Annotated in this window: 17 protein-coding genes and 1 pseudogene; 8 read left to right on the top strand and 10 right to left on the bottom strand. The window is 69.8% G+C overall.

The window, feature by feature from the left end; genetic code table 11:
* Positions 1 to 5: 5 nt before the first annotated feature.
* The 3 genes from NI2_RS15380 to NI2_RS15370 form a co-directional block, all read right to left on the bottom strand.
* Positions 6 to 395: a YchJ family protein gene (locus NI2_RS15380; protein ID WP_067491344.1), complete on the bottom strand. Its 390-nt coding sequence runs from the start codon at positions 393 to 395 to the stop codon at positions 6 to 8.
* A 47-nt stretch (positions 396 to 442) separates the two neighbouring features.
* Positions 443 to 871, bottom strand: a complete 429-nt coding sequence (locus NI2_RS15375) for a hypothetical protein (RefSeq protein ID WP_243749735.1) — start codon at positions 869 to 871, stop codon at positions 443 to 445.
* Between the two features lie 184 nt (positions 872 to 1,055).
* On the bottom strand, positions 1,056 to 3,533 hold the full coding sequence (locus NI2_RS15370) for an AAA family ATPase (protein WP_067491343.1): 2,478 nt from the start codon (positions 3,531 to 3,533) through the stop codon (positions 1,056 to 1,058).
* A 392-nt stretch (positions 3,534 to 3,925) separates the two neighbouring features.
* Here NI2_RS15370 and NI2_RS15365 point away from each other — a divergent pair, with 392 nt between their 5' ends.
* From NI2_RS15365 to NI2_RS33825, 5 genes are all read left to right on the top strand, one after another.
* Positions 3,926 to 6,883 (top strand): SWIM zinc finger family protein, encoded by a 2,958-nt coding sequence (locus NI2_RS15365; protein WP_067491342.1) that lies wholly within the window; start codon positions 3,926 to 3,928, stop codon positions 6,881 to 6,883.
* Entirely contained in the window at positions 6,880 to 7,980 is a 1,101-nt protein-coding gene (locus tag NI2_RS15360; protein ID WP_067491341.1) for an ATP-binding protein, read from the top strand. The genes NI2_RS15365 and NI2_RS15360 overlap by 4 nt, the downstream gene beginning before the upstream one ends.
* A gap of 49 nt (positions 7,981 to 8,029) precedes the next feature.
* Entirely contained in the window at positions 8,030 to 10,504 is a 2,475-nt protein-coding gene (locus tag NI2_RS15355; RefSeq protein ID WP_084476444.1) for a DUF5682 family protein, read from the top strand.
* Positions 10,505 to 10,586: 82 nt separating this feature from the next.
* A complete protein-coding gene (locus tag NI2_RS15350; RefSeq protein WP_067491339.1) occupies positions 10,587 to 11,750 on the top strand; it encodes a VWA domain-containing protein in 1,164 nt (387 codons plus the stop codon).
* A gap of 68 nt (positions 11,751 to 11,818) precedes the next feature.
* Positions 11,819 to 14,098, top strand: a complete 2,280-nt coding sequence (locus NI2_RS33825; RefSeq protein WP_067491338.1) for an ADP-ribosylglycohydrolase family protein — start codon at positions 11,819 to 11,821, stop codon at positions 14,096 to 14,098.
* A 204-nt stretch (positions 14,099 to 14,302) separates the two neighbouring features.
* Here NI2_RS33825 and NI2_RS15340 read toward each other — a convergent pair whose 3' ends face one another.
* The 6 genes and pseudogenes from NI2_RS15340 to NI2_RS15315 form a co-directional block, all read right to left on the bottom strand.
* On the bottom strand, positions 14,303 to 16,822 hold the full coding sequence (locus NI2_RS15340) for an ABC transporter permease (RefSeq protein ID WP_067491668.1): 2,520 nt from the start codon (positions 16,820 to 16,822) through the stop codon (positions 14,303 to 14,305).
* A gap of 8 nt (positions 16,823 to 16,830) precedes the next feature.
* On the bottom strand, positions 16,831 to 17,607 hold the full coding sequence (locus NI2_RS15335) for an ABC transporter ATP-binding protein (protein ID WP_243749737.1): 777 nt from the start codon (positions 17,605 to 17,607) through the stop codon (positions 16,831 to 16,833).
* A 55-nt stretch (positions 17,608 to 17,662) separates the two neighbouring features.
* Complete coding sequence (locus tag NI2_RS15330) at positions 17,663 to 18,574, bottom strand: hydroxymethylglutaryl-CoA lyase-like TIM-barrel protein (protein WP_067491334.1); 912 nt, start codon at positions 18,572 to 18,574, stop codon at positions 17,663 to 17,665.
* A 163-nt stretch (positions 18,575 to 18,737) separates the two neighbouring features.
* Positions 18,738 to 19,955 (bottom strand): CaiB/BaiF CoA transferase family protein, encoded by a 1,218-nt coding sequence (locus NI2_RS15325; RefSeq protein ID WP_067491332.1) that lies wholly within the window; start codon positions 19,953 to 19,955, stop codon positions 18,738 to 18,740.
* A 134-nt stretch (positions 19,956 to 20,089) separates the two neighbouring features.
* A pseudogene (locus tag NI2_RS15320) lies at positions 20,090 to 20,605 on the bottom strand (TauD/TfdA dioxygenase family protein); the annotation flags it as partial.
* 31 nt (positions 20,606 to 20,636) lie between these two features.
* Positions 20,637 to 21,407: a deoxyribonuclease IV gene (locus NI2_RS15315; protein ID WP_067491328.1), complete on the bottom strand. Its 771-nt coding sequence runs from the start codon at positions 21,405 to 21,407 to the stop codon at positions 20,637 to 20,639.
* Positions 21,408 to 21,524: 117 nt separating this feature from the next.
* Between NI2_RS15315 and NI2_RS15310 the strand changes: the two genes are divergently transcribed.
* The 3 genes from NI2_RS15310 to NI2_RS15300 all read left to right on the top strand — a co-directional run bounded on the left by NI2_RS15310 (position 21,525) and on the right by NI2_RS15300 (position 25,610).
* Positions 21,525 to 22,628, top strand: coding sequence for a serine/threonine-protein kinase (locus NI2_RS15310; protein ID WP_084476442.1), 1,104 nt, complete (start codon positions 21,525 to 21,527; stop codon positions 22,626 to 22,628).
* A 118-nt stretch (positions 22,629 to 22,746) separates the two neighbouring features.
* Positions 22,747 to 24,531, top strand: a complete 1,785-nt coding sequence (locus NI2_RS15305) for a serine/threonine-protein kinase (protein WP_067491326.1) — start codon at positions 22,747 to 22,749, stop codon at positions 24,529 to 24,531.
* Positions 24,531 to 25,610, top strand: a complete 1,080-nt coding sequence (locus NI2_RS15300) for a serine/threonine-protein kinase (RefSeq protein ID WP_084476460.1) — start codon at positions 24,531 to 24,533, stop codon at positions 25,608 to 25,610. Before NI2_RS15305 ends, NI2_RS15300 begins: the two co-directional genes overlap by 1 nt.
* On the opposite strand, the gene NI2_RS15295 is transcribed toward NI2_RS15300, so the two are convergent.
* Positions 25,600 to 26,418 carry a GNAT family N-acetyltransferase gene (locus NI2_RS15295; RefSeq protein ID WP_133733829.1) on the bottom strand — a complete coding sequence of 273 codons (819 nt, stop codon included), beginning with the start codon at positions 26,416 to 26,418 and terminating at the stop codon, positions 25,600 to 25,602. The genes NI2_RS15300 and NI2_RS15295 overlap by 11 nt on opposite strands.
* Positions 26,419 to 26,425 lie beyond the last annotated feature (7 nt).

Here is a 26,425-nt window from a genome sequence, read left to right as displayed (position 1 = left end):
CCGGTTCAGGCGGCGAACACACCGTCGAGGTACACCCAGGCGCCGTCGACGCGGACGAAGGTGCTCACCTCGTGCATGCCGTCGCGCGTGCCGTCGAGCCGGTAGTGGGCGATGAACTCGACAGTGCCGTTGTCGTCGAACGGTCCACCGCGTTCGGTGCGCACTATCTCGAGGAACAACCAGCGCTGGTCGGGATCGAGTTCGAGGTCCTTCGGGCGGGTGTCCGGATGCCAGGACCGCAGCAGGTAGTCGGTGTCGCCGACGACGTAGGCGGTGTAGCGCGAGCGCATGAGGGTTTCGGCGGTCGCCGCCGCGCGCGCACCGGCCAGGATCGGGCCGCAGCAGGCATCGAACGGTTCGCCGCGCCGGCACGGACATGGTTTCGCTTCACCCATGGGGCCATCCTGCCGGGTGTGTGCGGGCGGCCGATCGCCGACCGTGCTCAGCCGAAGGTCTGGTGCGTCAACGGGACCAGTTCCAGGGCCCGCCACAGTTCGGTCGTCTGGTCGCGCCAGCGGCGCAGGTCGGTGACGCTCGGCGCCATCTCGTAGTCGAGGTGGTGGGCCGCGCGCGAGAGCGCCGCCCAGAGCGCACCCACCTGACCTGCGGTTTCGGGACCGGCATAGACCCGAAGGGCGAGCAGCTGGGCGCGCATCGGGCAACGCATGAGTTCCGGCGCGATCTGGGCCCACAGTTCGTCCACAGCTTGCTCCAACGCCAACCGCAGGATCCAGGCGACGGCCCGCGACCACACTCCCCCGGCGTCCGAGACCGACCCGTTCAGCAGGTCGTCGGCGGCCACCAACCGTTCGGCGACGGAAGGACGCGGGGTGAACTCGGCCCGCCGCGGCCTGCCACGACGGTTCACCACGGCCCGACCAGCCTTGCCGCACAACGTCTCCCGGCCGGCCCTGCCGCACGACTCTCGGCCACCCGGCGCCCGGGGGCGACGCCGCGCCCGAGCTGGGGTCGCCCCCGGCGGCGCGCACGATTCAGGTGCATCGCTACACCGACGAGGTGGTCGAATGCGCGGCCGGACCGGACCGGATGCCCGTTCACGACCGCACCATCGCCGGTTCGTGGGCGCGCAGCCAGGCGATGAATCGTTCGGTATCGCTGATCAATTCGCGCATCGGCCGGTCGATCGGCACGTGGGCGCCCGCGGTGGCGTCGCGCAACACCCCGACGAGCCAGCGCCCACCGACCGCGCTGAGGTGCTTGTTCAGGTCGTCCACGCGGGCGCGGGGACCCATGATGGCCAGGGTGATCATGGCGCGCGTGGTGTGCGCGTTGCGAACCCGGCGCTCCACTTCGCCGTGCGCGAGCCCGGCGGCGAGCAGCTCGTGGCGCGCTTTCGCCAGCCCGGCGGCCTCGATGGCCGAACGGCAGCAGGTGGCGACGAGTTCGTCGGCGATCGCGGGCGGTAGTTGCGGTGTGCGCAGCAGGGATCGGGCGTCGTCGAGGTAGCGGCGCACCGGGTCGCCGGTCACCCTGACCTCGACGACGGAGCGATCGCGGCGCTGCACTTCGAGCACGGTGGCGTCGAGCTGCATGCGGCGCACGGCTTCGACGAGGCGCTCGTCGTGGGTGAAGACGACGACCTGCCTGGTGAGGGCGACCTCGGCGAGTACCCGGGCCAGTCCGTCGACCTTGGCCGGGTCCATCGCCTGTACCGGGTCGTCGATCATCACGAACCGGAAAGGACTGTGCGCCACCGTGGCTCGCGGCAGGAACAGCGACAGCCCGAGCGCGTGCAGCTCGCCCTGGCTCATCACGCCGAGCGCGGCGCCGTCCACCTCGTCGACGGTGACGTCGAGGAGCACCCGCCGCGCCGTACCCGCGCTGCCCTGCAACCGGATCGCCCCGAGCTCCACATTGCTCTGCTGACGCAGGGTGCTCCACACCCACCGCGCCGTCGCCTCCAGCGGCCGCATCCGTTCGCCCCGGATGGTCGTCGTCGCCGACTTGAGCCAGTCCGCGGCTTTGCGCACGATCCGCAACTCGCCCGCGTCGGCCGCGACGGCCCTGGCCGGTTCGAGCCAGGCCAGGATGCGCGGGACCAGCGGCGACCACACCGTATCCAGGCGTTCGAGTTCGATGCGTGCATCGCGTTGCAGGGCAGCGAGTTCGGCGGCGAGGTCCTGGTAGGTCGTGCGGAGGCGGTCGGCCGACTGCTCGTCGTAGTCGGCGGTCGCGAGCGCGGCCCACTCTTCCCAGCATCGCCGGACCGTGTCGCGGCGCTTGCCGAGTACTTCCGATCGGATCGGCGCATCGGGCTGCGGCGTGCCGGGTTTCACGGCCCGGTCCGTGGGCTGGATCGCCGGAGCCAATTCCTCGGGCACCGGCGTCGGAAGGGCGCGAGCTGCCGCGAGGGCCGACTCGAATTCCGTTCGGGCGGAGCGTAGGGCGTCGAGATCGGCACTGCGCCTGGCTATCTCGGCGTCGGCGGCGGTCAGCCAGTCGTCGTCCAGGTCGCCGCGGCCGCAGACCGGGCAGGGGCAGGCGCCCGCGGTGGCGGCGTGTTCGCGTGCGCGGGTGAGCAGTTCGAGGACGCGGAGGTCGGATTCGGCGTCGATCGTCGCGTGGGCGGACAGGTCGGTGGCGGCGCGGGTGAGCCGGTCGGCGACGGCGGCCACCTCCACCGGATCGGGCAGGGACAGGCGCAGGACGGCGCGCAGGCCCTCGGGTCCTTCGGCACCGAGGACCGAGCCCGCCACCTCGGCCGCGATGGCGTCGAGGTCGGGGTCCGGGTCGCGGAGCAGGTCGGCGACGCGATCGGCGCGGTCGTCGGCTACCTGGGCGAGTTCGTCGAGCAGGTCGGCGCGGTCCTGCCGCGAATTCTTCACGGCGCGTTCGAGTTCCAGCTTGCGTAGCCGGATGCTCTCGGCCGCCGCGGCGAGCTGGTCGAGGCCGAGGAGGCGGTGCAGCGCGTCGAACAGGTCGCTCGGTTTGCCGTCGACGAGGGCGCCGAGCTCGCTGTAGGACAGGAACGGGCGATACAGGTCGAGGCGTTGGCGCCTGCTCACCGGGTCGACGACGGCGGGCGGCGCGTCACCGCGCCGTTCTGTCCACTGCGCCTCGGTCAGCTCGGCGCCGGGCGCCCAGTGCGTCGCGACGGTGACCGCACCGCCGCCGGTGAGCAGCTCGACCTCGATCCGGGCGAGATCGGGCTCGTGCAGGTTGCGCCAGCCTTCGCGCCAGGCGCTGGTGCGCCCGTCCCAGCGGCGATTGCCGCCGGTCAGCGCGAATTCGGCGGCCTCTGCGAAGCTGGATTTCCCGCTGCCGTTGCGGCCGACCACCAGGGTGAGACCGGGTCCGGGATTCAGCCGGAGGGTGGCGGTGGGGCCGATCCCGCGGAAGCCGTGCACGGTGACGGCGCGAAGGAAGACGCCCGTGTCACCGGCATCGGCGGTGTCGGCGGCATCGTCGACCTCGGTGAGCGCCGCGAGCACGCAATCGGCGACCCGGTCCTCCACAGCCGGGTCGGCGGCGAGCTCGCGCGCGACCACCTCGGTGATGCGGTCCGAGCACACTGGCGACACCCCCCTTCACGCCCCGAGCGCAACTGTGCCCGAAACGCTACCCGATCGCCGGGCGTTCGCCCAGGGGATGCGCTGCGCCCCAGCGAATCTGCCCGCGGGAGTGGAATGGCCATCGTGGCGCCGCGACCGGCCCTCGATGTCCACCCCTCGCCCACCCCGGCGGGCAGCTCGATGAGGTGCTCTCACCCGCGCTACGCTGCGTTGAGCGGCCCGGGCGGTCCGGTCGAGCCGAACAGGTCAGAATGCCAGAGTTCGCCCCACACAGCAAGAGGTGCGGCGCGAATTTTCCACGGCACCAGGCTTTTCCAGGTCCTTCACCGTGAACGGGCGAAGTTGTCGGTGGGCTCGGGTAGATATTTCGGCGACAGAGAACGGGGGAACCGATGACCGACACATCCGCGCTGTGGACCGAGGACCAGGTCCGTGCGCTCGCACCCGATGCGAGCTCGGTGGCTGCCGCGCGCAAGCTGGCGAGTCGCTGGCGCGACACCGGTGCCGGGGGGAACGCGGTGTGGGGGCTGTGCCAGGGCAGCGGGGCCAAGCCCTACCAGACGATCGTCGATCTCTCCGGTCCCGCGTACAAGTGTTCGTGCCCGAGCCGGAAGTTTCCCTGCAAGCACGCCCTGTCGTTGCTGCTGGTGTGGTCGAGCGGCGCGGTGCCGACGCGGGACGCGCCCGCCGACTTCGCGGCCGAGTGGCTCGCGGGCCGGGCCGCCAAGGCCACCGCAGCACCGAAGGCCAAGTCGGCGCCGTCGGCCGCGGCGGTCGAGCAGCGGCGCGGCCGGGTGTCGGCGGGGCTGGCCGAGCTGCAGGTGTGGCTCACCGACCAGGTTCGCACCGGCCTCGCCCAGACCGACCGCTCCTATGCCGCCTACGAGGCCGTGGCGGCGCGCATGGTCGATGCCCAGGCACCCCGGATCGCGGAGGCACTGCGCAGGCTGCCCACGGCGGTGGCCACCACCGAACACTGGCCCGAGCTGCTGCTGCGCGAATACGCCCGGCTGCATCTGCTGGTCCTCGCCCACCGCACCCTCGACGCGTTGCCGGAACCGTTGCAGGCCGGCATCCGCTCCCACATCGGCTACCCGGTGCAGGCCGAAACCGTGCTCGCCGAACCGGCGGTGCGCGACCGTTGGCAGGTGCTCGGCATGCGGGTGAGCGAGGAGGAACGGCTCTACGCGCGACGCACCTGGTTGCGTGGCCGTGCCGGCGGCCGCTGGGCGCTGCTGATCGAACACTCCTTCGGCACACCGAATTTCACCGGCGAAGTGCCCGCACCGGGCAACGAGGTCGACGCGGAACTGCACTACTACCCCGGCCCCGTACCGCTGCGTGTGCAATGGGGTGCCCGCCACGGTGCGCCCGAACCGTTCACCACCGTCCCAGCCGCCGGTACCACGATCGGCGATGTACTCGACGCCTACGCCACCGCGCTGAGCGAGGACCCGCTGGTGCGTTCTGTTCCGGCGCTGCTCACCGATGTGGTTCCTGCCATCGACGAGCACGGTTGGCATCTGGTCGATGCCGAGGGCACCGCGCTGCCCCTGCCCACCGGGGTCCGGCCGTGGCGGTTGGCCGCGGTGTCGGGTGGTCATCCGGTGACGGTGACCGGTCAGTGGTCGGCCGAGGGTTTCGACCCGGTGTCGGTGTTCAGCGCCGGTGAGGTGTACGACCTGGAAACCGAGTTCCCCACCGGTTCCGCCGCGAGCCCCGAACTGGCCGAACTGGTTTCGATCGCCTTGCTCGGCACCGCTCGCCGTGGACTCGACGGCGTGCATCTCGATCCGGCGGTCGCGGGCGCGGTGCCGCAACGTGGTGGTGGGGACACCGCGGCCAAACTCCTCGAGACTGCCGCCTTGCAGGATCTGTACCTGCGAGGTGGGCGCCTACCCGGTACGGCGCCGAAACCTGAACCCGCGCTCGATGATCCGCGTCCACTGCTGCCGCGCCGGTCGGCCGATCGGCTCGGCCGCCTGCTCCGGGAGAAGTCGGCGTTCCTTCCCGAATGGTTCGCCGCCGCCGAGCCGTTCGACTTCCGATTGCCCGAGGTGCTGTGTGTGCAGGCCTTGTCGGCGGCGTCGGATCCCGCGCTGCGTGATCCGCTGCTGCGGTTGGCCGGGCGACGGGGGCGGTGGCTGGCGGCGCGTAATCCTGCCTGGTCGAAGCTGGTCGACGAGTTTCCCGTCGACCGGGCCCTTTCCGGGGAGAGCACTGCGGCGCGCCACGAATCGTCGGCCGGGACCGATGCTCCGACCGCTGCGGATTCGCCTGTGGTCGACGGCGGTTCCGTCGAGGTCGCTGCCTCGCACGATGTGTGGCTGTTCGGCACTCCGGGTGAACGCAAGGACTGGTTCGCCAACCTGCGTCGGGTCGACCCGGCGCGCGGGCTAGAGGTGCTGACCAACGCGTGGCCCAAGGAATCGGGGTCGATCAAAGCCGAACTCCTCGGCCTGCTCGGCATCTGTGCGAACGCCGCCGACGAAGACCTCCTGGAACGGGCGCTCGACGACCGGCGCGGCGACGTACGTCGCACGGCCGCCGGTCTGCTCGCCCGGCTCCCCGATTCCGCGTACGGCGCCAGGATGACCGCGCTGCTCACGGCGTGGATCCGGGTCGGCTCCGACGGTGGGCTCGAGGTGGATGTCCCCGGCGACGTGGGCGCGCAAGCCCGCCGCGACGGCATCACCGACGGCACCGAACAGCCGAAGCTGCGCTGGGATACCTCCGACGCATCGGTGCAAACCCTGCACCAGGTGATCGCCGCGGCACCGCTGTCGGCGTGGACGCGGATTCTGGGCACCACCCCCGAGAACACCGCCGCGACGGCACTCGCACTCGCACTGCCTGTGCGCTATGCCAAGGCGATCGTCGACGGTTGGGTCGACGCCACCCTCGCCGCCCGCGACACCATCTGGGCGCGTGAACTTTTCGCCGGGGCGACCCCGACCGAACAGGCGGTGCTGCGCCGCCGCGAACTGTTCACGCTGCTCGATCCCGCCGACCGTGTCGAGCACGTTCTCGACCTGGACGCGCATCAGCTCACCGAACTGCACGCGATCCTGCCCGGACTCGACCATCCCTGGCCGGACCGGGTCGCCACCCACGTACTGCGGCTGCTCGGCGAACGCGCCCGCACCACGGCACGTCACCCGCATTCCGGTGCGGGTGTCTACACCGATCGCGCCCTGCTCACCGCGGCAGGCGTGCACCTCCCCGTCGGCCTCGCCGCCCACGTCACCGCGCTGGCCGAGGCCACCGACGACCCCGCCTGGCATCAGGCCTTCCGCACCCTCGCCACCGATCTCACCGAACGCGCCACCATGCTCGAGGAGCTGTCATGACGACGACCGAATCCGCAACCACCCTGCTGCGCCCGCACGCCGAGCAGGCCTTCGCCGACGAGCTCACCGCGCTGGCGCGCGTCGACGACCGGCCGCGTCCGCCGTCGTGGAAGTTGTCGCCGTGGGCAGTGGTCACCTATGTGCTCGGCGGCACGCTGGCCGACGGCACGGTCATCACACCCAAGTACGTCGGTCCCCGCAGGCTGATGGAGGTGGCCGTGGCGACGCTGGCCACCGACCGCGCGCTGCTGTTGCTCGGTGTGCCCGGCACCGCGAAAACCTGGGTGTCGGAGCATCTTTCGGCGGCCATCAGTGGTGAGTCGACCCTGCTGGTGCAGGGCACCTCGGGGACGGCGGAAGAAGCCATCCGATACGGCTGGAACTACGCGCGGCTGCTCGCCGAGGGGCCGAGCGATGCGGCGCTGGTGGCGTCGCCGGTGATGACGGCCATGCGCACCGGCGCGATCGCCCGGATCGAGGAACTGACCCGCATTCCCTCGGATGTGCAGGACGCGCTCATCACCATCCTGTCCGAGAAGACGCTGCCCGTCCCCGAGCTCGGTGCGGAGGTGCAGGCGGCCAAGGGTTTCAATGTGATCGCCACCGCCAACGACCGCGACCGGGGTGTCAACGATCTGTCCTCGGCGCTGCGCCGCCGCTTCAACACCGTCGTGCTTCCGCTGCCCGCCGACGAGGATTCCGAGGTCGCGATCGTCAGCCGCCGGGTCGAGCAGCTCGGTGCCGCACTGGAGTTGCCGACGGTCCCGGCTGCCGCCGAGGAGGTGCGGCGCGTGGTCCGGGTGTTCCGTGAGCTGCGATCGGGCATCACCGCCGACGGGCGAACGAAGCTGAAGTCGCCGTCGGGCACGCTGTCCACCGCCGAGGCGATCTCGGTGATCACCAACGGTCTCGCCCTCTCGGCCCACTTCGGTGACGGTGTGCTTCGCGCCTCCGACATCGCCGGCGCCGTACTCGGTTCGGTCGTCAAGGACCCGGTCGCCGATGCGGTGATCTGGACCGAATACCTCGAGGCCGTCGTCCGTGAACGCCCCGACTGGGCCGATTTCTACCGCGCCTGCCGCGACATCGCCGGCTGACACTCGCGCGACGGGGAGGACGGATCACACAGCACACATGGGGTTTTCGATGAGCGAACAAACAGGCGGTACCCGGCCGGATCAGGCGCGGGACGAGCCGGCGACCGGTGAACCCGTGACGCGGGTGTTCGGTATCCGTCATCACGGGCCGGGGTCGGCACGGTCGCTGGCGCAGGCCCTCGAGGAGTTCCGGCCGGACACGATTCTCATCGAGGGGCCCGCCGACGCCGATCCGCTGGTCGGTTTCGTCGCCGCCGACACGATGAGCCCACCGGTCGCCCTGCTGGCCTACGTCCCGGATTCCCCCGCCCGAGCCGCCTTCTGGCCCTTCGCGGTGTTCTCCCCGGAGTGGCAGGCCATGCGCTACGGCGTCGACAACGGTGTCCTGGTCCGCTTCTGTGATCTGCCTGCCACCAATGTCCTCGCCATCGAGGACGACACCCGCGTCGACCGCACCGACCCCCTGGCGGCCCTCGCTTCGGCCGCAGGCTTCGACGACGCCGAACGCTGGTGGGACGCGGTCGTCGAATCCGTCCCCGACACCGCTGCTTTCGACGCCATCATCGAAGCCATGGCGGCCCTGCGCGAAGACACCCCGACCAGCACGAACTCGGCCGCACCCCAGGCACCGGCCCGCTCGGCAGACCCGGATGCACCGGCTGGCACAGCCGAACCCGCCACGCCGATCAGCTCGGACCAGCCCGCGACCCGCACCGAAGCGGACGACCTGGCGACATCGACCGATCCGCTGACGTCGTCGGACAGGGAGTCGGTGGAGAGTGCGGGGCTCGAGCACCTGCTGCCCGAAGCGGTGGGGGCCGGGCCGCTGGTGGTCGACGAGCACACCTTGCGGCGCGAGGCATACATGCGCCAGACGATGCGGCAGGTGCTCAAGGGCGGGGCTCGTCGGGTTGCGGTGGTATGCGGGGCGTGGCACGCACCCGCACTGGTGGGGCCGCTGGGTCCGGCGGCGCCGGATATGCGTCTGCTGAAGGGACTCCCGAAGACGAAAGCCGCTCTGACGTGGGTGCCCTGGACGCACTCCCGGTTGGCATCGGGCTCGGGGTACGGGGCCGGGGTCACCTCACCCGGCTGGTATCACCACCTGTTCACCGAGACCGAGCGGCCGGTGGCGCGGTGGTTGACGAAGGTGGCGGGGGTGCTGCGCGCACACGATCTGCCGGTGTCGAGCGCGCACATCATCGAGTCGGTTCGCCTGGCCGACACGCTCGCCGCCCTGCGTGGCAGGCCGCTGGCGGGGTTGTCGGAGGTCACCGAGGCCGTGCGATCGGTGATGTGCGGCGGGGACGAGACCATGCTGCGGCTGGTCGTCGACGAGCTCGTCGTCGGCGAAACGCTCGGTGCGGTGCCGGAGAACACGCCGACCGTCCCGCTGGCCGCCGATCTGCGGGCGCGCATCAAAACCCTTCGGCTCAAGCAGGAAGCCCTCATCCGCACGGTCGACCTCGATCTACGCAAGGAACGCGACGTCGAACGCTCGCACCTGCTGCACCGGCTGCGGCTGCTCGGCATCGAGTGGGGCACTCCGACGGTCGGTGAGGTGCGCAGCACCGGCACTTTTCGCGAAACCTGGTCGCTGCGTTGGGAACCCGAGTTCGAGGTGCGCATCGTGGAAGCCGCCGTGTGGGGTACCACCCTGCGCACGGCGGCGGAAGCCAAGATCCTCGACACCGCGAGCCGCGACGGTGTGTCGGTCACCGAACTCGCCGACGCGCTCGAGACGGCGCTGCTCGCCGACCTCGGCGGCGCCACCGACGGTCTGATCGCCCGCCTGGAGGCGGCAGCTGCCCTCGACCACGACGTCACCCACCTGCTCGGCGCCCTGCCCGGCCTGACCCGCACCCTGCGCTACGGCGACGTGCGCGGCACCGACACCAAGGCGCTCGAGCACGTGGCCGACGGCCTGCTCGTGCGCATCTGCGCCGGTCTCCCCGGTGCGGTGACCGGCTTGGACACCGACGCCGCCGAGGCGCTGCGCCGTCAGATCGATGCCGCCCACACCGCCGTCAGCACCCGCGACGACACCCGCTCGACCACCGAGTGGCTGGCCACCCTGCACCGCATCGCCGACCGCGACGACGTGCACGGCGCCATCGGCGGACGCGCCGTTCGGCTGCTGTGCGATGCCGAACGCATCGACGACGCCGATTCGGCACGCCGGCTCTCGGCGGCCTTGTCGGTGGGCAACACCCCCGCGGCCAAGGCTGCCTGGATCGACGGGTTCCTCGGCGGCCGTGGACTCCTGCTCGTCCACGACCGAGACCTGTTGCGCCGCATCGACGACTGGCTGCGCGAGCTCCCCGAAGACCAGTTCGTCGCCACCCTGCCCCTGCTGCGCCGCACCTTCGGTTCCTTCGAATCGGGCGAACGCCGCGCCATCGGCCAGGCCCTGCGCGACACCGGTCCAGCACCGGCCGCCACCGCGAACGCTACGGCCGTCGACCCGGCGCGCGGACAGCTGGCCCTACGCGCCGCCGCGAGCATTCTCGGCGCCGCCGGATGAGCGCAGTCTTCGCCCATCGCGTCTCGAGGCGCGAGTCCTCACCTGTCCGACGAACCCGGCTCGATCATCAGGAGCGTCAACCATGACCGGTAACGACGAAACGCATGCGCGCCGTTGGCGTCTCGTGCTCGGCTCGGCCGCCGAGGAACAACTCGGCGGACTGGGGTCGGGGGCGGATCAGGCCATGGATCAGGCACTGAGCGCTTTGTACAACACCGGTGAGGCCGGCACGTCGGCGAAAAGGTCCGGCGGGCTGGGCGGTTCGGCGCCCCGGGTGGCGCGCTGGCTCGGTGACATCCGCACCTACTTTCCCGCCACCGTGGTCGAGGTGATGCAACGCGACGCGGTGCAGCGCCTCAACCTCACCCAGCTGTTGCTGGAACCGGAACTGCTGGAATCGGTCGAACCCGATGTGCACCTGGTCGGTACCTTGCTCGGTCTCAACCGGGTGATGCCCGAGACCACCAAGGCGACCGCCCGCATGGTGGTGGAGAAGGTCGTGCGCGAGATCGAGCGACGCATCGCGGCCAAGACGGTGGCGGCCGTGTCGGGCGCGGTCAACCGGGCCGCGCGCACCCACCGCCCGAAACTGCGCGATATCGACTTCGATCGGACCATCCGCAAGAACCTGGCGAACTACCTGCCCGAACACCGAACCATTGTGCCCGAGCGACTGGTCGGGTACGGCCGCAAGTCGCAGGCGATCCAGCGCGACGTGGTGCTCGCGATCGACCAATCGGGGTCGATGGCGGCCAGCGTGGTCTACGCCTCGGTGTTCGGCGCGGTGCTGGCGTCGATGCGGTCGCTGAAGACCTCGTTGGTGGTGTTCGACACCGAGGTCGTGGATCTCACCGAGCAACTCAGCGACCCGGTCGACGTGCTGTTCGGCACCCAGCTCGGCGGTGGCACCGACATCAATCGCGCCATCGCCTACTCTCAATCGCTCATCACCCGGCCCACCGACAGCCTGTTCGTGCTCATCTCCGACCTCTACGAGGGCGGTGTGCGTGAGGAGATGCTGCGCCGGTGCAATGCGATGAAGGAATCGGGCGTGCAGGTGGTGGTGCTGCTCGCGCTCTCCGACGAAGGCGCGCCTGCCTACGATCACGACAACGCGGCGGCGCTCGCGGCGCTCGGCATCCCGGCTTTCGCCTGTACACCGGACAAATTCCCCGACCTGCTCGCCACCGCGCTCGACCGCGGCGACATCACCCGGTGGGCGCACACCCACGCACCGGCGGTGTGACAACGACTCGGCGAGCGCACGCGACCGATTAGGCTGCCAACGATCGGATTCGGTGAACGGGGTGAGCGATGGTGCGGCGCGGGGCGGTTTTCGCCGGTTTCGTCATCGAACGAGAGCTGGGGCGCGGCGGGATGGGCTCGGTGTACGCGGCGAAGGACCGCAGGCTGCCACGCCTCACCGCGCTCAAGCTCATGCATCGGGAGTTGTTCGCCGACACCGAGATCCGGGCCAGGTTCGAGCGTGAAGCCGATGTGATCGCCCAGCTCGATCACCCGAACATCATCACCGTCTACGACCGTGGCGTCGAGGACGAACGATGCTGGATCGCCATGCAGTTCGTCGACGGAACAGACGCGGCGGCGGTACCGGCGGCGGAGTTCGGGACCGACCGCATCACCCAGATCGTCACCCAGACGGCGGGCGCGCTGGACTACGCGCACCGCCAGGGTGTGCTGCACCGGGACGTGAAGCCCGCCAATATCCTGCTCTCGCGCACGGCGGGCGTCGGCGCGGGATTCGACGAACGGGTGGTGCTCACCGATTTCGGCATCGCCAAGCTCCTCGACGATACCGGCGGCCTGACCCGCACCGGCCAGTTCACCGCCACCATCGCCTACGCCTCCCCGGAGCAGCTCAGCAGCGAACCACTCGACGGACGCGGCGACCAATACTCCCTTGCCTGCACCGTTTTCCGGCTGCTCACCGGCGCCGGCCCCTACGACGCGCCCAACCCCGCCACCGTCATGCTCGGCCACCTCAACGCCTCACCCCCGTCGGCGAGCTCGCGGCGTACCAGCCTCCCCGCCGCCGTCGACGCGGTCCTGGCCAAAGCCCTCGCGAAGAACCCGGCCCACCGCTTCCCCACCTGCACCGCCTTCGCGACCGCGCTCACCGAAGCACTCCGCCGACCCCCGCACACGGGTCAGCAACCGGCAGTGCGGCCGCACACCGGTGACCACCCGCAGACACACCGCCGCAGCGACCCCACCGCCGTCAGCCGGCCTGTCCACCACGGCGCCGCCGCTCGCCCCGCCACCGGAACGGCCACACCCACCGCGAACCCAACCGCGTCGGCAGGTATCCCGGTGATCCACCCCGGCACCGCCGATGGTTCGCCATCGCGATCGCACGCATCCCCCGCCCAGCAAAAACCGCACTCGGACAGCGGCAACGCGCAGCGCACCGGTACCGCTCGGTCGCAGGGCCCGGCGGAATGGCTGAACGCCGTGCACGGCTGCCTGATCGGTGGCGCGATCGGGGACGCACTCGGTGCGCCGATCGAGACCATGTCCCTGCGCAGGATCCGCGACGAGTACGGCTACCTCGGGGTGACCGACGAGGCCGACCAGCTTCGGATCTCCGAGGAGACGCAGCTGACCGCGTTCACCGTGGAGGCCCTCATCCGGGGTTCGGTGCGCGCGCGGGCGAAGGGCATCGGGGGTGCCACGCTCGGTCTGCTGCAGCAGGGGATGCTCGTGTGGTTGCGCGGGCAGGTGGGTGAACTGCCCGAGCAACCGACCGCCCTGCACAGTTCTTTGGCCGGTCATCGCGAGCTGGTCGAACAGCGCGGCGTCGCGAACTCGGTGTACACCTCGCTGCGTGCGGTGGCCGAGCGGCGGGAGCCGACGAACCCGCTGGGCACCCGCGACCGGCCGATCAACAATTCCAAGGGCAGCGGCGCGCTGATGCGATCCGCTCCGTGCGGGTTCGGTTACGCCGCCGACCGTTCCGGTGCCGCCCTCACCGCCATCTTCGAATTGGGCTGCGACACAGCCGCTCTCACGCACGGACACCCCAGTGGGTGGCTGCCCGCGGGCGTGCTGGCCGCGCTGGTCTACCAGATGAGCCGGGGAATCGGCACCAAGACCGCGCTGGACCGGGCACTGGCCGAACTCGCGACCTACCCGCACCACGAGGAGACCACGGCCGCCCTCGACGCGGCGATCACCCTGGCCGCCCGCACCGCACGGCCCGCGCGCGTGCCGAGGCCCGAAGACCTCGAGACCTTGGGCGAGGGCTGGATCGGCCCCGAGGCTCTCGCGATCGCTGTGTACGCGATGCTGGCGGCGGAGACGGTCGGCGGACCCGGACACGTGATCGTCCGCACCGGGCTGCTGCTGTCGGTGAACCACTCCGGCGACAGCGACGCCACCGGCTCGATCGCGGGCAGTCTGCTCGGCGCGCGCTACGGCCGCGGCGCCCTGCCGCATCGCTGGTCGCGCACGGTCGACGCCCGGCCGGTCCTCGAACGCCTGGCCACCGACTACTGCACCGAATTCGGCCTCACCCCACCACGAGACGAACACGGCCAGCCCACCCGCGACTGGTCCACCACCTACCCGGCCTGACCGCCGGCGATCGCGGACGACACGGCACCGGCGTCGGCTCGGCCTGGACGCGGTGGTCGGGCCCCAGCAGCCGCTCGGAGTGCAGACCAGCATGCGTCGCCGACCTGTCTGCCACTGAGCCGGTACCCCGCAGCCGGACGCGCACAGCCACAGCATTCGGGCCTCCGGAAAGTGTCTCCGAAGGCCCGAAAATGCTTGCTGCTCCTACAGATCCGCGATAGCCGCCAGCGGTGGCGTCCGCGCGGCCCGCACACCCGGCCACACCGCCGCCAGCACACCGACCACACCCGAGGCGATCAACATCGCCACCAACTGCGACCACGGGATATCGATCTGATCGATGCCCATGTCGCGCAAGGTGCGCAGGAATCCGACGCCGAGGGCAACGCCGAGAAGCAGTCCCACGATGGCGCCGAAGATCGCGATCAACATGGATTCCAGGTAGATCGTGCGGCGTATCTGCGAACGCTGGGTGCCGACGGCGCGGAGCATGCCGATCTCCCGGCGACGTTCCACCACAGACAGGGCGAGAGTGTTGATGATGCCGAGCACCGCGATCACCACCGCCAAGGCGAGCAGACCGTAGAGGATGGCGAGCAGCGTATTGATCTGCTGCCCTTGTGCGCCCTTGAACTGTTCGTGGTCCTGTACCTGCACCACGGCGAACGGTTCGGTGGCCTTCTCCAGGTTGGCCCGCATGGCGGTGAGATCGGCACCAGGCTGCGCCTTGACCAGCACGATCAGGTTGGTGCGCAACTTCTGCGGCATCAACTGCTCGTAGAGGCCCGGGTCGACGACCATCGTGCCCAGCAGCGGCGAGTCGGCGTAGATGCCGCCGACGGTCAAGTCGATCTCGGCGTTGTCGAGGCTCGTGATGGTCACCTTCTCGCCGAGCTCCCAACCACGGTCGGCCGCTTCGGTTTCGCCGACCAGCATGCCCTTCTCCGTGATGGTGCTGGAGCCTTCGCGCATCTCGATGTCCATCACCGGGTCGATCGGTCCGTCGAGTGTGGTCGCCCCGACCCGTTCGTCACCGAGCCGGAACCCGACCGCGCGGATGCCGGTGACATCACTGACCTGCGGAACCTGCTGGCGCACCGCGTCGACCGCGCCGATCGCCGCACCGATCATCGGCGGACCCGCCAGGACGTATTCGGCCTTCACGCCCTTGTCGATCAGCACGTCCACGCTGGTTTTCGCCGACGCACCGAGGATGCCGATGGCCGAGACCAGCATCAGACCCAGCGTCAGTGCGAAGGCGGTGGCGGCGGTGCGGCGCGGATTGCGCACCGCGTTGTTGCGTGCCATCCGGCCCATCGGCCCGAACGGCCGCGTCAGCACCCCGAGCACCACCACCACGGGCCGCGACAGCGCGGGCGCGGCGAGCAGTACGGCCAGGATCAAGCCGAGCGCACCGACTCCGACGGTGATCGCCGCGCTCTTGCCCGTACCCTGCGCACCGAGATACACCAGCACACCGCCCGCCACGGCGAGCACCGCGCCGATGACGGTACGCACTCGCAACGACTCACCAGCGCTGGCGAATTCGGATCGCATGGCCTCCACCGGCGGCACCTTCGCGGCACGGCGGGCGGGCGCGTACGCGCTGGCCACGGTCACCACCAACCCGACGAGCAGGGCGACGATCGCGGTGCGCGGCAACACCGTCAGCGAACCGGTCGGCAGACCGAGATCGAAGGCATTGAGCAACGCCGACAACCCGAACGCCAGCGCGATACCCGCCGCCAAGCCGATCGCACTGCCGATCAGCCCGATCACCACGGCCTCGGCGACCACGGACCGGCCCACCTGCTGACGGCTCGCCCCGATCGCGCGCAGCAACGCGAGCTCACGCAACCGCTGCGCGACGATCATCGAGAAGGTGTTGTAGATGATGAACGTGCCGACGATCAGCGCGATCGCACCGAACGCCAGCAGGAAGTAGTTGATGAAGGTGAGCGCCTCGGAGATCTCCTTCTTCATGTCCTCGCGGACCTCGTCGGAGTTCTGCACCTTCAGGGTCGGCAGGCCGACGGCGAGCCGATCGCGCAGGTCGTCGGCCGAAACACCCGGTGCGGCACGAATATCGGCGTAGGCCACGTAGTTGCCGTCGGTGAACAGCTTGCGGCCCTGCGGTTCGGTGAACATCACCGCGACCACCCCGCCGCCCTCGGCGCCCGGCATCTCGTAGATGCCGGTGAGCGTCACCTCGAACGGGTCGCCCTTCGACGGGACGAGCACCTTGGTCTTGTCGCCGACCTTCAACCCGGCCTTCTCGGCACCGCCGGTGTTGAGCGCGATCTCGCCCGTCTGCGACGGCGGCGCGCCCGCGACGAACTTCTCCGGTTCCTCGACGGCCTGTTCCGGCGGCAGATACGACAGACCGAAACTCGGTGCGCCACCGGTCTGGACGGCCTTCTTGCCGTCGGGTTGCAGGAGCACGACCGGGCCGTTCACCGCCGGGGCGACGCGTTCGACACCGTCGGCCTTGGCCAGCGCGGCGACGATATTGTTCGGCACGCCGAGCGACTGCTGGTCCTTCGGGCCGACGCGCACGTCGACGCCCTGGGCCTGGCCCGCGAAGATCCCGTCGAAGGTGCGCTGCAGGGTGTCGGTGAACACGAACGACCCGGAGATGAACGCGGTGCCCAGCACCACCGACAGCACCGTCAAAGCCAACCGCACCTTGTGCGCGGCGAGATTACGCAAGGCGACCTTGCGCATGGGGTTGTTCATTTGGTCTCCAGCGCCTTCATCCGGTCGAGGATCGAGTCCTGCGTCGGATCGCGCAGCTCGTCGACGATGCGGCCGTCGGCGAGGAACACCACCCGGTCGGCGTAGGCGGCCGCGCGCGGGTCGTGGGTGACGATCACGACGGTCTGGCCGAACTCGTCGACCGAGGCGCGCAGGATCGAGAGCACCTCTCCGGAGGAGTGCGAGTCCAGGTTGCCGGTCGGTTCGTCACCGAAGATGATCTCCGGCTTGCCGACCAGGGCGCGGGCACACGCCACGCGCTGCTGCTGACCGCCGGACAGTTCGCTCGGCCGATGGGTGAGCCGGTCGGCGAGCCCGAGCCGCTTCACCACGGTGTCGAGCCAGTCCTGGTCGGCCTTGCGGCCGGCGATGTCGAGCGGGAGGGTGATGTTCTCCAGCGCGGTGAGCGTGGGAACCAGGTTGAACGCCTGGAAGACGAATCCGATGCGGTCGCGGCGCAGCGCGGTCATCTGTTTGTCGGACAGACCGGTGAGCGCGGTGTCACCGATGCGGACCTCGCCCGCGCTGGCGCTGTCGAGGCCGGCCAGGCAGTGCATGAGGGTCGATTTGCCCGAACCGGACGGTCCCATGATGGCCGTGAACTCGCCGCGCGCGAAGTCGGCCGATACCCCGTCGAGCGCCTTGACCTGGGTATCTCCCGAGCCGTACAGCTTCACCAGGTCCTGTGCTGCGGCGGCGATCTCGGTAGCGGCCGCCGACTCGACGGCCTCGGTCCCCATGGGGTGTGAAGTCATGGTGTCCAGTCTGGCGGCCGACCGTCACCGGCGCCATCCGGGATCCCCCCGATACCTACCGGATGACCCACTCGAAGGCGTCGGCTTTCGACCGCGCGCCCTCGGCGGTGCGCGAGCGGTTGGGTTCGCCCAGTTCGCCGAGCAACTCCTCGGTCAGCCCGACCAGCCGCGCCAGCTTCTCGGGACCGAACCAGGACGGGCGGGTGGCGAACAGCATGTCCTCGGTCGCGGTGTTGCCGCTGGCGCCCGGTGCGAACGGGCACCCGCCGAGGCCGCCGAGGGCGCCGTCGACCATCCCCGCGCCCGCCTCGATCGCGGCGAGGGTGTTGGCCACGCCCATGCCCCAGGTGTCGTGCCCGTGGAAGACGATGCGCCGCGGCGGGGTGGTGTCGCGTACGGCTCCGACCAGCGCGCTCACTTCGCCGGGTGCGGCCTGGCCGAGGGTGTCGGCGAGGACGATGTCGGTGGCGCCTTCGGTGCGTGGGTCGCGGGCGATGCCCAACACCCGTTCGGGATCGACAGGTCCGTCGAACGGGCAGGTGAAGCTGGTGGCCAGGCACAGCTGGATCGAGCCGTTCGCCTCGTGCGCCAGCCGGATCGCGTCGGGCATGGCGGCCACCGAGGTCTCGGTGTCGCGCCCGATATTGGCCTTGTTGTGGGCGTCCGACACCGAGAAGCAGTATTGGAAGTTGCGTGCCCCCGCCTCGGCTGCCTTCTCCACATGCCGTGGCGTGGCCACCCACACCCAGCATTTCGCCAGCTCGTCGGGGGTGAGGGCGGCGATCAGCTCGAGCGAGTTGGCCATCGGCGCGACCAGATCGGGGCGGGCCATCGAACCGATCTCGAGCGCGGGCACACCGGCGGCCAGCAATCGGCGCACCACGTCGATCTTGTACTCCACCGGCAGCACCTTGCCGGTGAGCTGCAACCCGTCACGCAGGGTGACATCGCGCAGCAGCGCGGTCATCGCCGGTGCTCCGGTTCCTGCGCCGGCACGCACATCACCCCGCCGCACGGTTTGTCACCGACACTGGCCGGAGTCGGGTGCACCGTCGGACGCACATGGCCCGGCCCGCGCGGTTCCCACTTGCTGCGCGCCGGCGGGCGGCGCCGACCGTGTACTCGTCTGGTCACGATGCCTCCAGCGCGTCGATCTGATCGTCGGTCATCCCCAGCAGCCCACCGAGCACCTCCCTGGTGTGCTCGCCGAGGTCGGGGCCGACATTGCGGATCGGCAGCGACTCACCCCCGATCACGGGGACGATGCCGGTGAAACCCACCTGTTTGGGTTCGGGCTCGCCCACCTCGACCGGGAACGACTGGATCATGTTTCTTGCTCGATACTGCTCGTCGGCCACGATATCGGCCGCGGTGTAGATGGGACCGCACGGTATGGCCGCGGCGTCGAGCAATTTCAGCGCCTCGTCCCTGGTGTGGCGCACCGTCCATTCGGCGATGGCCGCGTCGAGGCGCTCGCGATTGCGCCAGCGGCCCGCGTTGTCGGCCAGCTCCGGGTCGGCGGCCAGGTCGAGACGGTCGATGACCTGCATGTATCGCTGGAAGATGGCATCGCCGTTGCCACCGATGATGATGCTGAAGCCGTCGCTGGTGGGGTAGGCATTGCTCGGAGCGATGCCTTCCATGCGGCCGCCGACCCGTTCCCGATTGATGCCGTAGGCCAGATGGTCGGGCACCAGCGACTCCATCACCGACAGGATCGACTCGTTGAGCGCCACGTCGATGATGCGCTCGGCCTGGGGCACCCGGCCGATGCGTTCGCGCTGGAACAGGGCCATGACGGTGCCGAACGCGGCGTAGATGCCCGCGATCGAGTCACCGATGGACACCCCGACGCGCACCGGCGGCCGATCGGGATCGCCGACGAGTTCACGCAGCCCACCCACGGCCTCGGCCACGGCGGCGAAACCCGGCCGCGACGCCATCGGACCGGTCTGCCCGTAGGCCGAGATCCGGGTGATGACCAGGTTCGGATTCACCTGCTCGAGCACGTCGGGCCCGAGCCCCCACTTCTCCAGCATTCCGGGACGGAAGTTCTCGAGCAGCACATCGCAGTGCGCGAGCAGGTCGAGCACGACGTCGCGGCCCGCCTGGGTGCGCAGGTCGAGCACGATCGACTTCTTGTTGCGGTTCACCGTGCGGTACAGCATGGAGGTGTCGCCGCCGTAGAGCCGCCAATTCCGCAGTTCGTCGCCGGAGCCGGGCCGTTCGACCTTGATGACCTCGGCACCGAAATCACCGAGGATACGACCGGCGGTGGGAGCGGCCACGTAGTTGCCGAGTTCCAGGACCCGAACACCGTCCAACGGCCGAATACACTTATCCGCCACCCCGCCGACTCTAGCCCATCCGCCTCCCCGCGACTCTGGCCAGACTCAGGTGCGGGGAGGCTGGGGACGCGGCAAGCTTTGGGGCGCGTGGTGAGTTGGCCCGTGCCCGGTGAGTTACCCACGTGCTTGCGTGATCAGGCGAGACTTTCGCTCAGGTGGGTCAGGTCGGCGGCGGTGTCGATGATCGAGTAGTGCTCGGCGTTGCCTTGCAGCGGCTTGCTGGGCTGTCCGTCGACGCCGACCGGAATGTCGCCGGCCAGGGTGATCCGGATGAGGCGGCGCGGCTGGTCGTCGTAGTCGTCGATCGCGTAGTGCTGGGTGGCGCGGTTGTCCCAGATGGCGACGTCGCCGTCGGCCCAGTACTGCTCGGACTTCGGCCGGATCGGCTCCACATTCTTCGCCGCGTAGTCGTACACAGTGGTGTGCACCGCACGCGAGTTGTCGGCGAGCAGCTTCAGCGGCTCGGGCAGCGAGTTGTAGGCGGCCACCGTCGACGCCCAGGCCGTCGAACCGCCGTAGGTGGGCAGATACTCCGCCCGCAGGATCGACGCCTTCGGGATCCGGTCGACGAACGTCACGTCGGTATGCCACGAATTGGCGCGCCCGTTCTCGGAGTCGATGGAGCACACCGCGAACCCACTCGAACAGACAGGTTTTCTCTCCGGTTGATCCGAAACGTCCTCAGCCCAGGGTTTCCCGCAGGTAGGCCAGGTCGTCGGCGACACCGTCGACGGGAGTTTCGAGGATGACGGGGGCGCCTGCGGTGCGGCAGACCTCGGCGAGCAGCTGCGGGTCGATGGTGCCGTCGGCGAAGTTGGCGTGCCGGTCGGCGCCGGAGTCGAATTCGTCACGCGAGGAGTTCAGGTGCACCAGGTCGATCCGACCGGTGATGGCCTTGATCCGCTCGACCACCCCGACGAGTTCCTCACCACCGGCCCAGGCGTGACAGGTGTCGAGACAGAATCCGGCACCGTAGTCGCCGACGGCGTCCCACAGCCGGGCGATCGAGTCGAAGTGCCGTGCCATCGCGTGGTTGCCGCCCGCGGTGTTCTCGATCAGGATCGGCACGGCGAAGCCACCTTTGTCCTGCTGGCGTTCGAACAGCTTGCGCCAGTTGTCGATTCCGGTGTCGATCTCGGCGTCGGAGCGCACGTGCCCGCCGTGCACGACCAGGCCGAACGCGCCGAGTTCGGCGGCTGCCTTCGCCTGCTGGGCGACCGCGTTGCGCGAGGGCATCCGCAGCCGGTTGTTCAGGCTGGCCACATTGATCTGATAGGACGAGTGCACGACCACGTCGATCGGGCTGGCCAGGATCTCGGCCGCCTTCGGATGCGGCTGCGGTTTGTCCCAGCTCTGCGGATCGACTACGAACATCTGGATGACCTCGGCGCCGAGCTTCTCGCCGAACCCGATCGGATCGCCCTCGTCGCGAACGTGTGCTCCAATGCGCATAGCTGACACCCTAATCCGCGGCACCGACAAGGTCGGAAGATGTTGCATGTGGGAGGCGGCAGGAGATACATCGGTAGAATTTCGACGGGTGCTCTGCCCTGGAGGGGGTGACTTCGCGTGTTGGTCAAAGGCGACGTGTTCGCCGGCTACACGATCCGGCGTGTGCTCGGCCACGGTGGCATGGGCGTGGTGTATCTGGCCCGGCATCCGCGTCTGCCACGCCTCACCGCGTTGAAGCTGCTCAGCCGCGATCTGTCCGCCGACGAGGAGATCCGCCGCCGGTTCGAACGCGAGGCCGACCTGGTCGCCCAGCTCGAGCACCCCAATATCGTCAACGTCTACGACCGCGGCACCGACGACGACCAGCTGTGGATCTCCATGCAGTTCGTCGCGGGTACCGATGTGGCGACCGCCGATGTGAACGTGCTGACGCCCGGCCGCGCCGTGCAGATCGCCGCCGAGACCGCCACCGCGCTCGACTTCGCGCACGCGAGCGGGGTCCTGCACCGCGACGTGAAACCGGCGAACATCCTGCTCGCCAAACCGCCCATCGGCCGTCCGGAGCGGGTGGTTCTCACCGACTTCGGCATCGCGGCGGTGCGCGACAGCGAGACCACCCTGTCCTCGGCGGGCTCCATCACCGCCACCCTCGCCTACGCCGCGCCCGAACATCTGGCCGGTGGCCCGATGGACCATCGCGCCGACCAGTACTCGCTGGCCTGCACGCTGTTCTGGATGCTCACCGGCTCGGTGCCGTTCCCCGGGCCGAGCCCGGCGGCGGTGATCCAGGCGCACATGAGCACCCCGGTCCCGCCGCTGCGCAGTCTGCGCCCCGACCTGCCGTCGACGCTGGACGCGGTGCTGGCCAGGGCGACCGCCAAGCACCCGGCGGCCCGGTACGCCAGTTGCACCGAGTTCGCCGACGCGGCCAGGGCGGCGCTGTTCGCCGTGCCGGGCCCGTGGCATCACCAGCCCCAGTACACCTCGAGCGGTGTGGTGCTGCGCGCGAGGGAAAACCCGCGGCCCTATCCGGCGCCGCGACCGTCGACACCCGCGCAGCCGTATCCGCACGTCGCGCAGCCGCATACCCAGCGCCCGTCGACGGGTGGGAATCCGATCCCGCCGCGGCGACCGGCCACCCGGCCGGGAACCATCGACTTCCCCGGTGGCCGTAACCATCCCGGTTACATCGTGCCGCCGCAGCACCGGCGCCCACCGTGATCGTGTGCCCGCTGTTCGCGGGCCCCGTCGGTGTGGTCACCGACTGCTATGGTTTCGATGATTTTCGGTACGCGCGTGCGCTGGTGGGTCCCGGCGCACGGCGGGAAGTGGAGCAGACATGCTGGCCAATGGAGATGTCTTCGCCGGTTATGTCATCGAACGGCAGCTCGGCCGCGGTGGCATGGGTTCGGTCTACCTCGCCAAGCACCCACGCCTACCGAGGCTCACCGCGCTGAAGCTGCTCAACCGCGAGATGTTCTTCGACCAGGAAGTGCGTGCGCGTTTCGAACGCGAGGCCGACCTGGTCGCGCGCCTCGATCACCCGAACATCGTCACCGTGTACGACCGGGGCCTCGACGACGAGCAGCTCTGGATCTCCATGCAGTACATCGACGGTATCGATGCCGCCTCGGTGGAACCGCAGTCGCTGCCCCCGGCGCGCGCGCTGCAGATCGTGAAGGAGACCGCCGACGCGCTGGACTACGCGCACGGCATGGGTGTGCTGCACCGCGACGTGAAGCCGGCGAACATCCTGCTCGCCCGCTCGGGCGCGGGCCGTGGCGAACGCGTGTATCTCACCGACTTCGGTATCGCCCGACTGCGTGACGACACCGGTCATCTCACCCAGACCGGCACCTTCACCGCCACCCTCGCCTACGCCTCCCCCGAGCAGCTCACCGGCGCCTCCCTCGATCACCGTTCCGACCAGTATTCGCTGGCCTGCACCCTGTTCTGGCTTTTCACCGGGTCCGGCCCGTTCGCGGCGACCAACCCGGCCGCGGTGATCCAGGGTCATCTACAGCAACCGCCGCCGCCGCTGAGCAGTGTGCGTCCTGGTCTGCCGCCCGCGCTCGACGGCGTGCTGGCCAAGGCGATGTCCAAGCGGCCCGACGACCGGTTCGCCACGTGTTCGGATTTCGCCGCCGCCGCGATCGCCGCGCTGAACAATCCGAGCTCACCCGCGCTGCCGCTCGCCCGACCGAGCACGGGACCGGGGATGCCGATCACCGGCGGCCCCCGACCCACCACGGGCGGCGCGATCCCGCAGACCGGTTCGCCGTATCCCCTTGCGGCACAGGGCCCGATGACGGGCGCCGGGATGACCGGCAACGCGATGACGGCCGGTCCGATGGGTACCGCGCACACCCAGGGCCCGATGACCGCGCCGCCGATGCGCAACCAGACACCCGCGCCACACACCGGCGGCGCCTACAGCCAGCAGTCGCACCCGCAGTTCGCGGCGCCGCGTCAGCCCACGGGTGGCAACTACACCCAGTACCCGCAGCGGCCGCCGTCGAAGTCCAACACCGGGCTGATCGTCGGCATCGTGATCGCCGTCGTGCTGGTGCTGGCCCTGCTGATCGGCATCGGTGTCGCGGCGAGCGGCGGCGATTCGAGCACCACGGCGACCACGTCGACGACCTCGACCACCGCGGCCAAGCACGTCACCCCCGACGCCGCCGCGATCAGCGCCGAGTTCAGCCGGATGGTTCCGCCCGATGCCGACAGCGAGACCGGCTACAACGGCGCCACCTGCTGGGAGACCGATCCCAGCTACACCCCGACGGACAACGACGGCGATCCCCAGTTCGGTTCGTGGGCGTGGCAGTGGCGCTGCTACGGCGGCGGTGACGAGCAGGACAACGACCCGTTCTACCGCTTCTACGTGTACAACTCGGCCGCCGACGTGCAGGCGGTGATCGACGGCCTGCCCGCCAACACCAAGTCGACCGACACCAACGGCGGCAAGCAGTACACCAACTACAAGTACTCCGACAACGGGAACAAGATCATCACCGTGTTCACCGGCGACCCGGATCGTGCCCAGTTCCTGATGTTCACCGACAGTTACGGCGAGCCCGAGGACGTGCTGCGCTGGTGGCGTTCGGCCCCGCTGAACTGATGCGGGAGACGACGGACGTCTTCGCCGGGTACACCATCGAGCGGCTGCTCGGCCGTGGTGGCATGGGTTCGGTGTATCTGGCCAGGCATCCGCGCCTGCCCCGGCGCACCGCGATGAAGTTGCTGAACCGGGAGTTGTTCTTCGACAAGGAGATCCGGGCCAGGTTCGAACGTGAAGCCGACCTGGTCGCCCAGCTCGAGCATCCGAATATCGTCACCGTGTACGACCGGGGTGTCGAGGACGACCAGCTGTGGATCTCGATGCGCTACATCGACGGTGCCGACGCCGCGTCGCTGCCCGATCCGGTCGACCCGGCGCGGGCGGTGCACATCGTCACCGAAACCGCTGCGGCGCTGGACTTCGCGCACAGCCGTGGCGTGCTGCACCGCGATGTGAAACCGGCCAACATCCTGATCGAATCGGTGCACGGCGCCGAGCGGGTGTATCTCACCGATTTCGGCATCGCCCGCCTGCACGACGACAATGCCGCGAAGCTCACCCAGACCGGAAGCTTCACCGCCACCCTGGCTTTCGCCTCACCCGAGCAGCTCACCGGCGTCGCGCTCGACGGTCGCGCCGACCAGTATTCACTGGCCTGCACCCTGTTCCGGCTGCTCACCGGGGCCACCCCGTTCGACGCGCCGAACCCGGTGTCGGTGATCCAGGGTCATCTGCAACAGCCGCCGCCGCGTGCGAGCGCCTTGCGTCCCGATCTGTCACCGGCGATGGACGCGGTGCTCGCGCGCGCGATGGCCAAGCGCCGCGAACACCGGTACGCCACCTGCGCGGAGTTCGCCGCTGCCGCCGCCCAAGCGCTCACCGCTCCCGTTGCCGCTCCGCGTTTTCCGGTGCACCAGGCGCCCGCGCCGGCGGCGTATCGGCCCAGCTGTCCCCCACCACAGCAGTGGCAAGCCGCGCCTCGGCAGGCGCCGAGGAAGAAGCCGGAGAAGTCCGTCGCGGAGGCCTATCTCGGCCCGAAGCGGACCTCACGCTGGCAGGGCTCGGTTATGGGTTGGCTGTCGCTGATCGCGCTCTTCGTCGCCGTCGGCTGGGTGATCGTCGCCGCGCTCAGCGGCTGAGCTCGTAGTTCAGGAAGTCACGCACGGGCCGGAATCCGATTCCCTCGTAGATCTTGTTCGAGGTGGGGTTGTCCAGATCGGTGAACAGGCACACGTCGGCGCCTTCGGCCCGGATCGCCGCCGACACCGCCGCGGTGAGCGCACTGGCGTACCCGTTGCCGCGCCACGCGGTGGGGGTATAGACGGGTCCGATCCGCGCCCAGCCGAACACCCCGGTCTGCCGGGCGACGAAGCTGCGCGGGGCGCCGTCGACCTCCCACAGCCACCACCACCCGCGTCCGATCAGCCGCAGCGCCCGTTCTTCGTCGAGGGCACGCACGGCACCGATCTCGCGGTCGAAGTCGGCGAACCATGCCAGACACAGCTCCACGTCGTTCGCGGTGGCCTGCCGGGCGACGCCGGGAACCTCGGGCACGTGCAGTGTTTCGAGCCGGTAGAGCCGCGTGGTGTAGTCCAGGCGGTGCGTGCCGCGGTGTGCCGCCGACCAGTGGGCTAGGAATGCGTCGACTTCGGCGCTGGAACCCTCGACGCTGCGCAGGTTCTCGATGTGCTCGACGAGGGTGTCGACCACGGCCGGGATGCTCGTGGCGGGCAGGTCGCCCAGGTAGACGCGGCCGTCGTCGGTGCACTGGGCGAGCCCGACGACGTCCTCGTCGCGCACCGCCACGAATCGGGTGCCCGAGAAGTTGCCGTTGATCTGGTTGACGACGCTGCTCGCGATCACCGTGTTGCGCAGGGCATCACGGCGCAGGAAGTTCTCGGCCTCGGGCAGGAACCGGGCGGCGTCACCGGTGATATCGATTCGCACCACATCG

Source organism: Nocardia ignorata NBRC 108230 (assembly GCF_001612905.1).
GTDB lineage: Bacteria > Actinomycetota > Actinomycetes > Mycobacteriales > Mycobacteriaceae > Nocardia > Nocardia ignorata.
Note: the sequence above shows the minus strand (reverse complement) of the source record. Positions and strands in the feature narration are given on the sequence as shown.

Bases quoted from the DNA above. Each gene is read 5' to 3' on its own strand.
- NI2_RS15380 (WP_067491344.1), bottom strand. From the start codon at position 395: ATGGGTGAAGCGAAACCATGTCCGTGCCGGCGCGGCGAACCGTTCGAT.
- NI2_RS15365 (WP_067491342.1), top strand. From the start codon at position 3,926: ATGACCGACACATCCGCGCTGTGGACCGAGGACCAGGTCCGTGCGCTC.
- NI2_RS15360 (WP_067491341.1), top strand. From the start codon at position 6,880: ATGACGACGACCGAATCCGCAACCACCCTGCTGCGCCCGCACGCCGAG.
- NI2_RS15355 (WP_084476444.1), top strand. From the start codon at position 8,030: ATGAGCGAACAAACAGGCGGTACCCGGCCGGATCAGGCGCGGGACGAG.
- NI2_RS15350 (WP_067491339.1), top strand. From the start codon at position 10,587: ATGACCGGTAACGACGAAACGCATGCGCGCCGTTGGCGTCTCGTGCTC.
- NI2_RS33825 (WP_067491338.1), top strand. From the start codon at position 11,819: ATGGTGCGGCGCGGGGCGGTTTTCGCCGGTTTCGTCATCGAACGAGAG.
- NI2_RS15340 (WP_067491668.1), bottom strand. From the start codon at position 16,822: ATGCGCAAGGTCGCCTTGCGTAATCTCGCCGCGCACAAGGTGCGGTTG.
- NI2_RS15335 (WP_243749737.1), bottom strand. From the start codon at position 17,607: ATGACTTCACACCCCATGGGGACCGAGGCCGTCGAGTCGGCGGCCGCT.
- NI2_RS15330 (WP_067491334.1), bottom strand. From the start codon at position 18,574: ATGACCGCGCTGCTGCGCGATGTCACCCTGCGTGACGGGTTGCAGCTC.
- NI2_RS15315 (WP_067491328.1), bottom strand. From the start codon at position 21,407: ATGCGCATTGGAGCACACGTTCGCGACGAGGGCGATCCGATCGGGTTC.
- NI2_RS15305 (WP_067491326.1), top strand. From the start codon at position 22,747: ATGCTGGCCAATGGAGATGTCTTCGCCGGTTATGTCATCGAACGGCAG.
- NI2_RS15300 (WP_084476460.1), top strand. From the start codon at position 24,531: ATGCGGGAGACGACGGACGTCTTCGCCGGGTACACCATCGAGCGGCTG.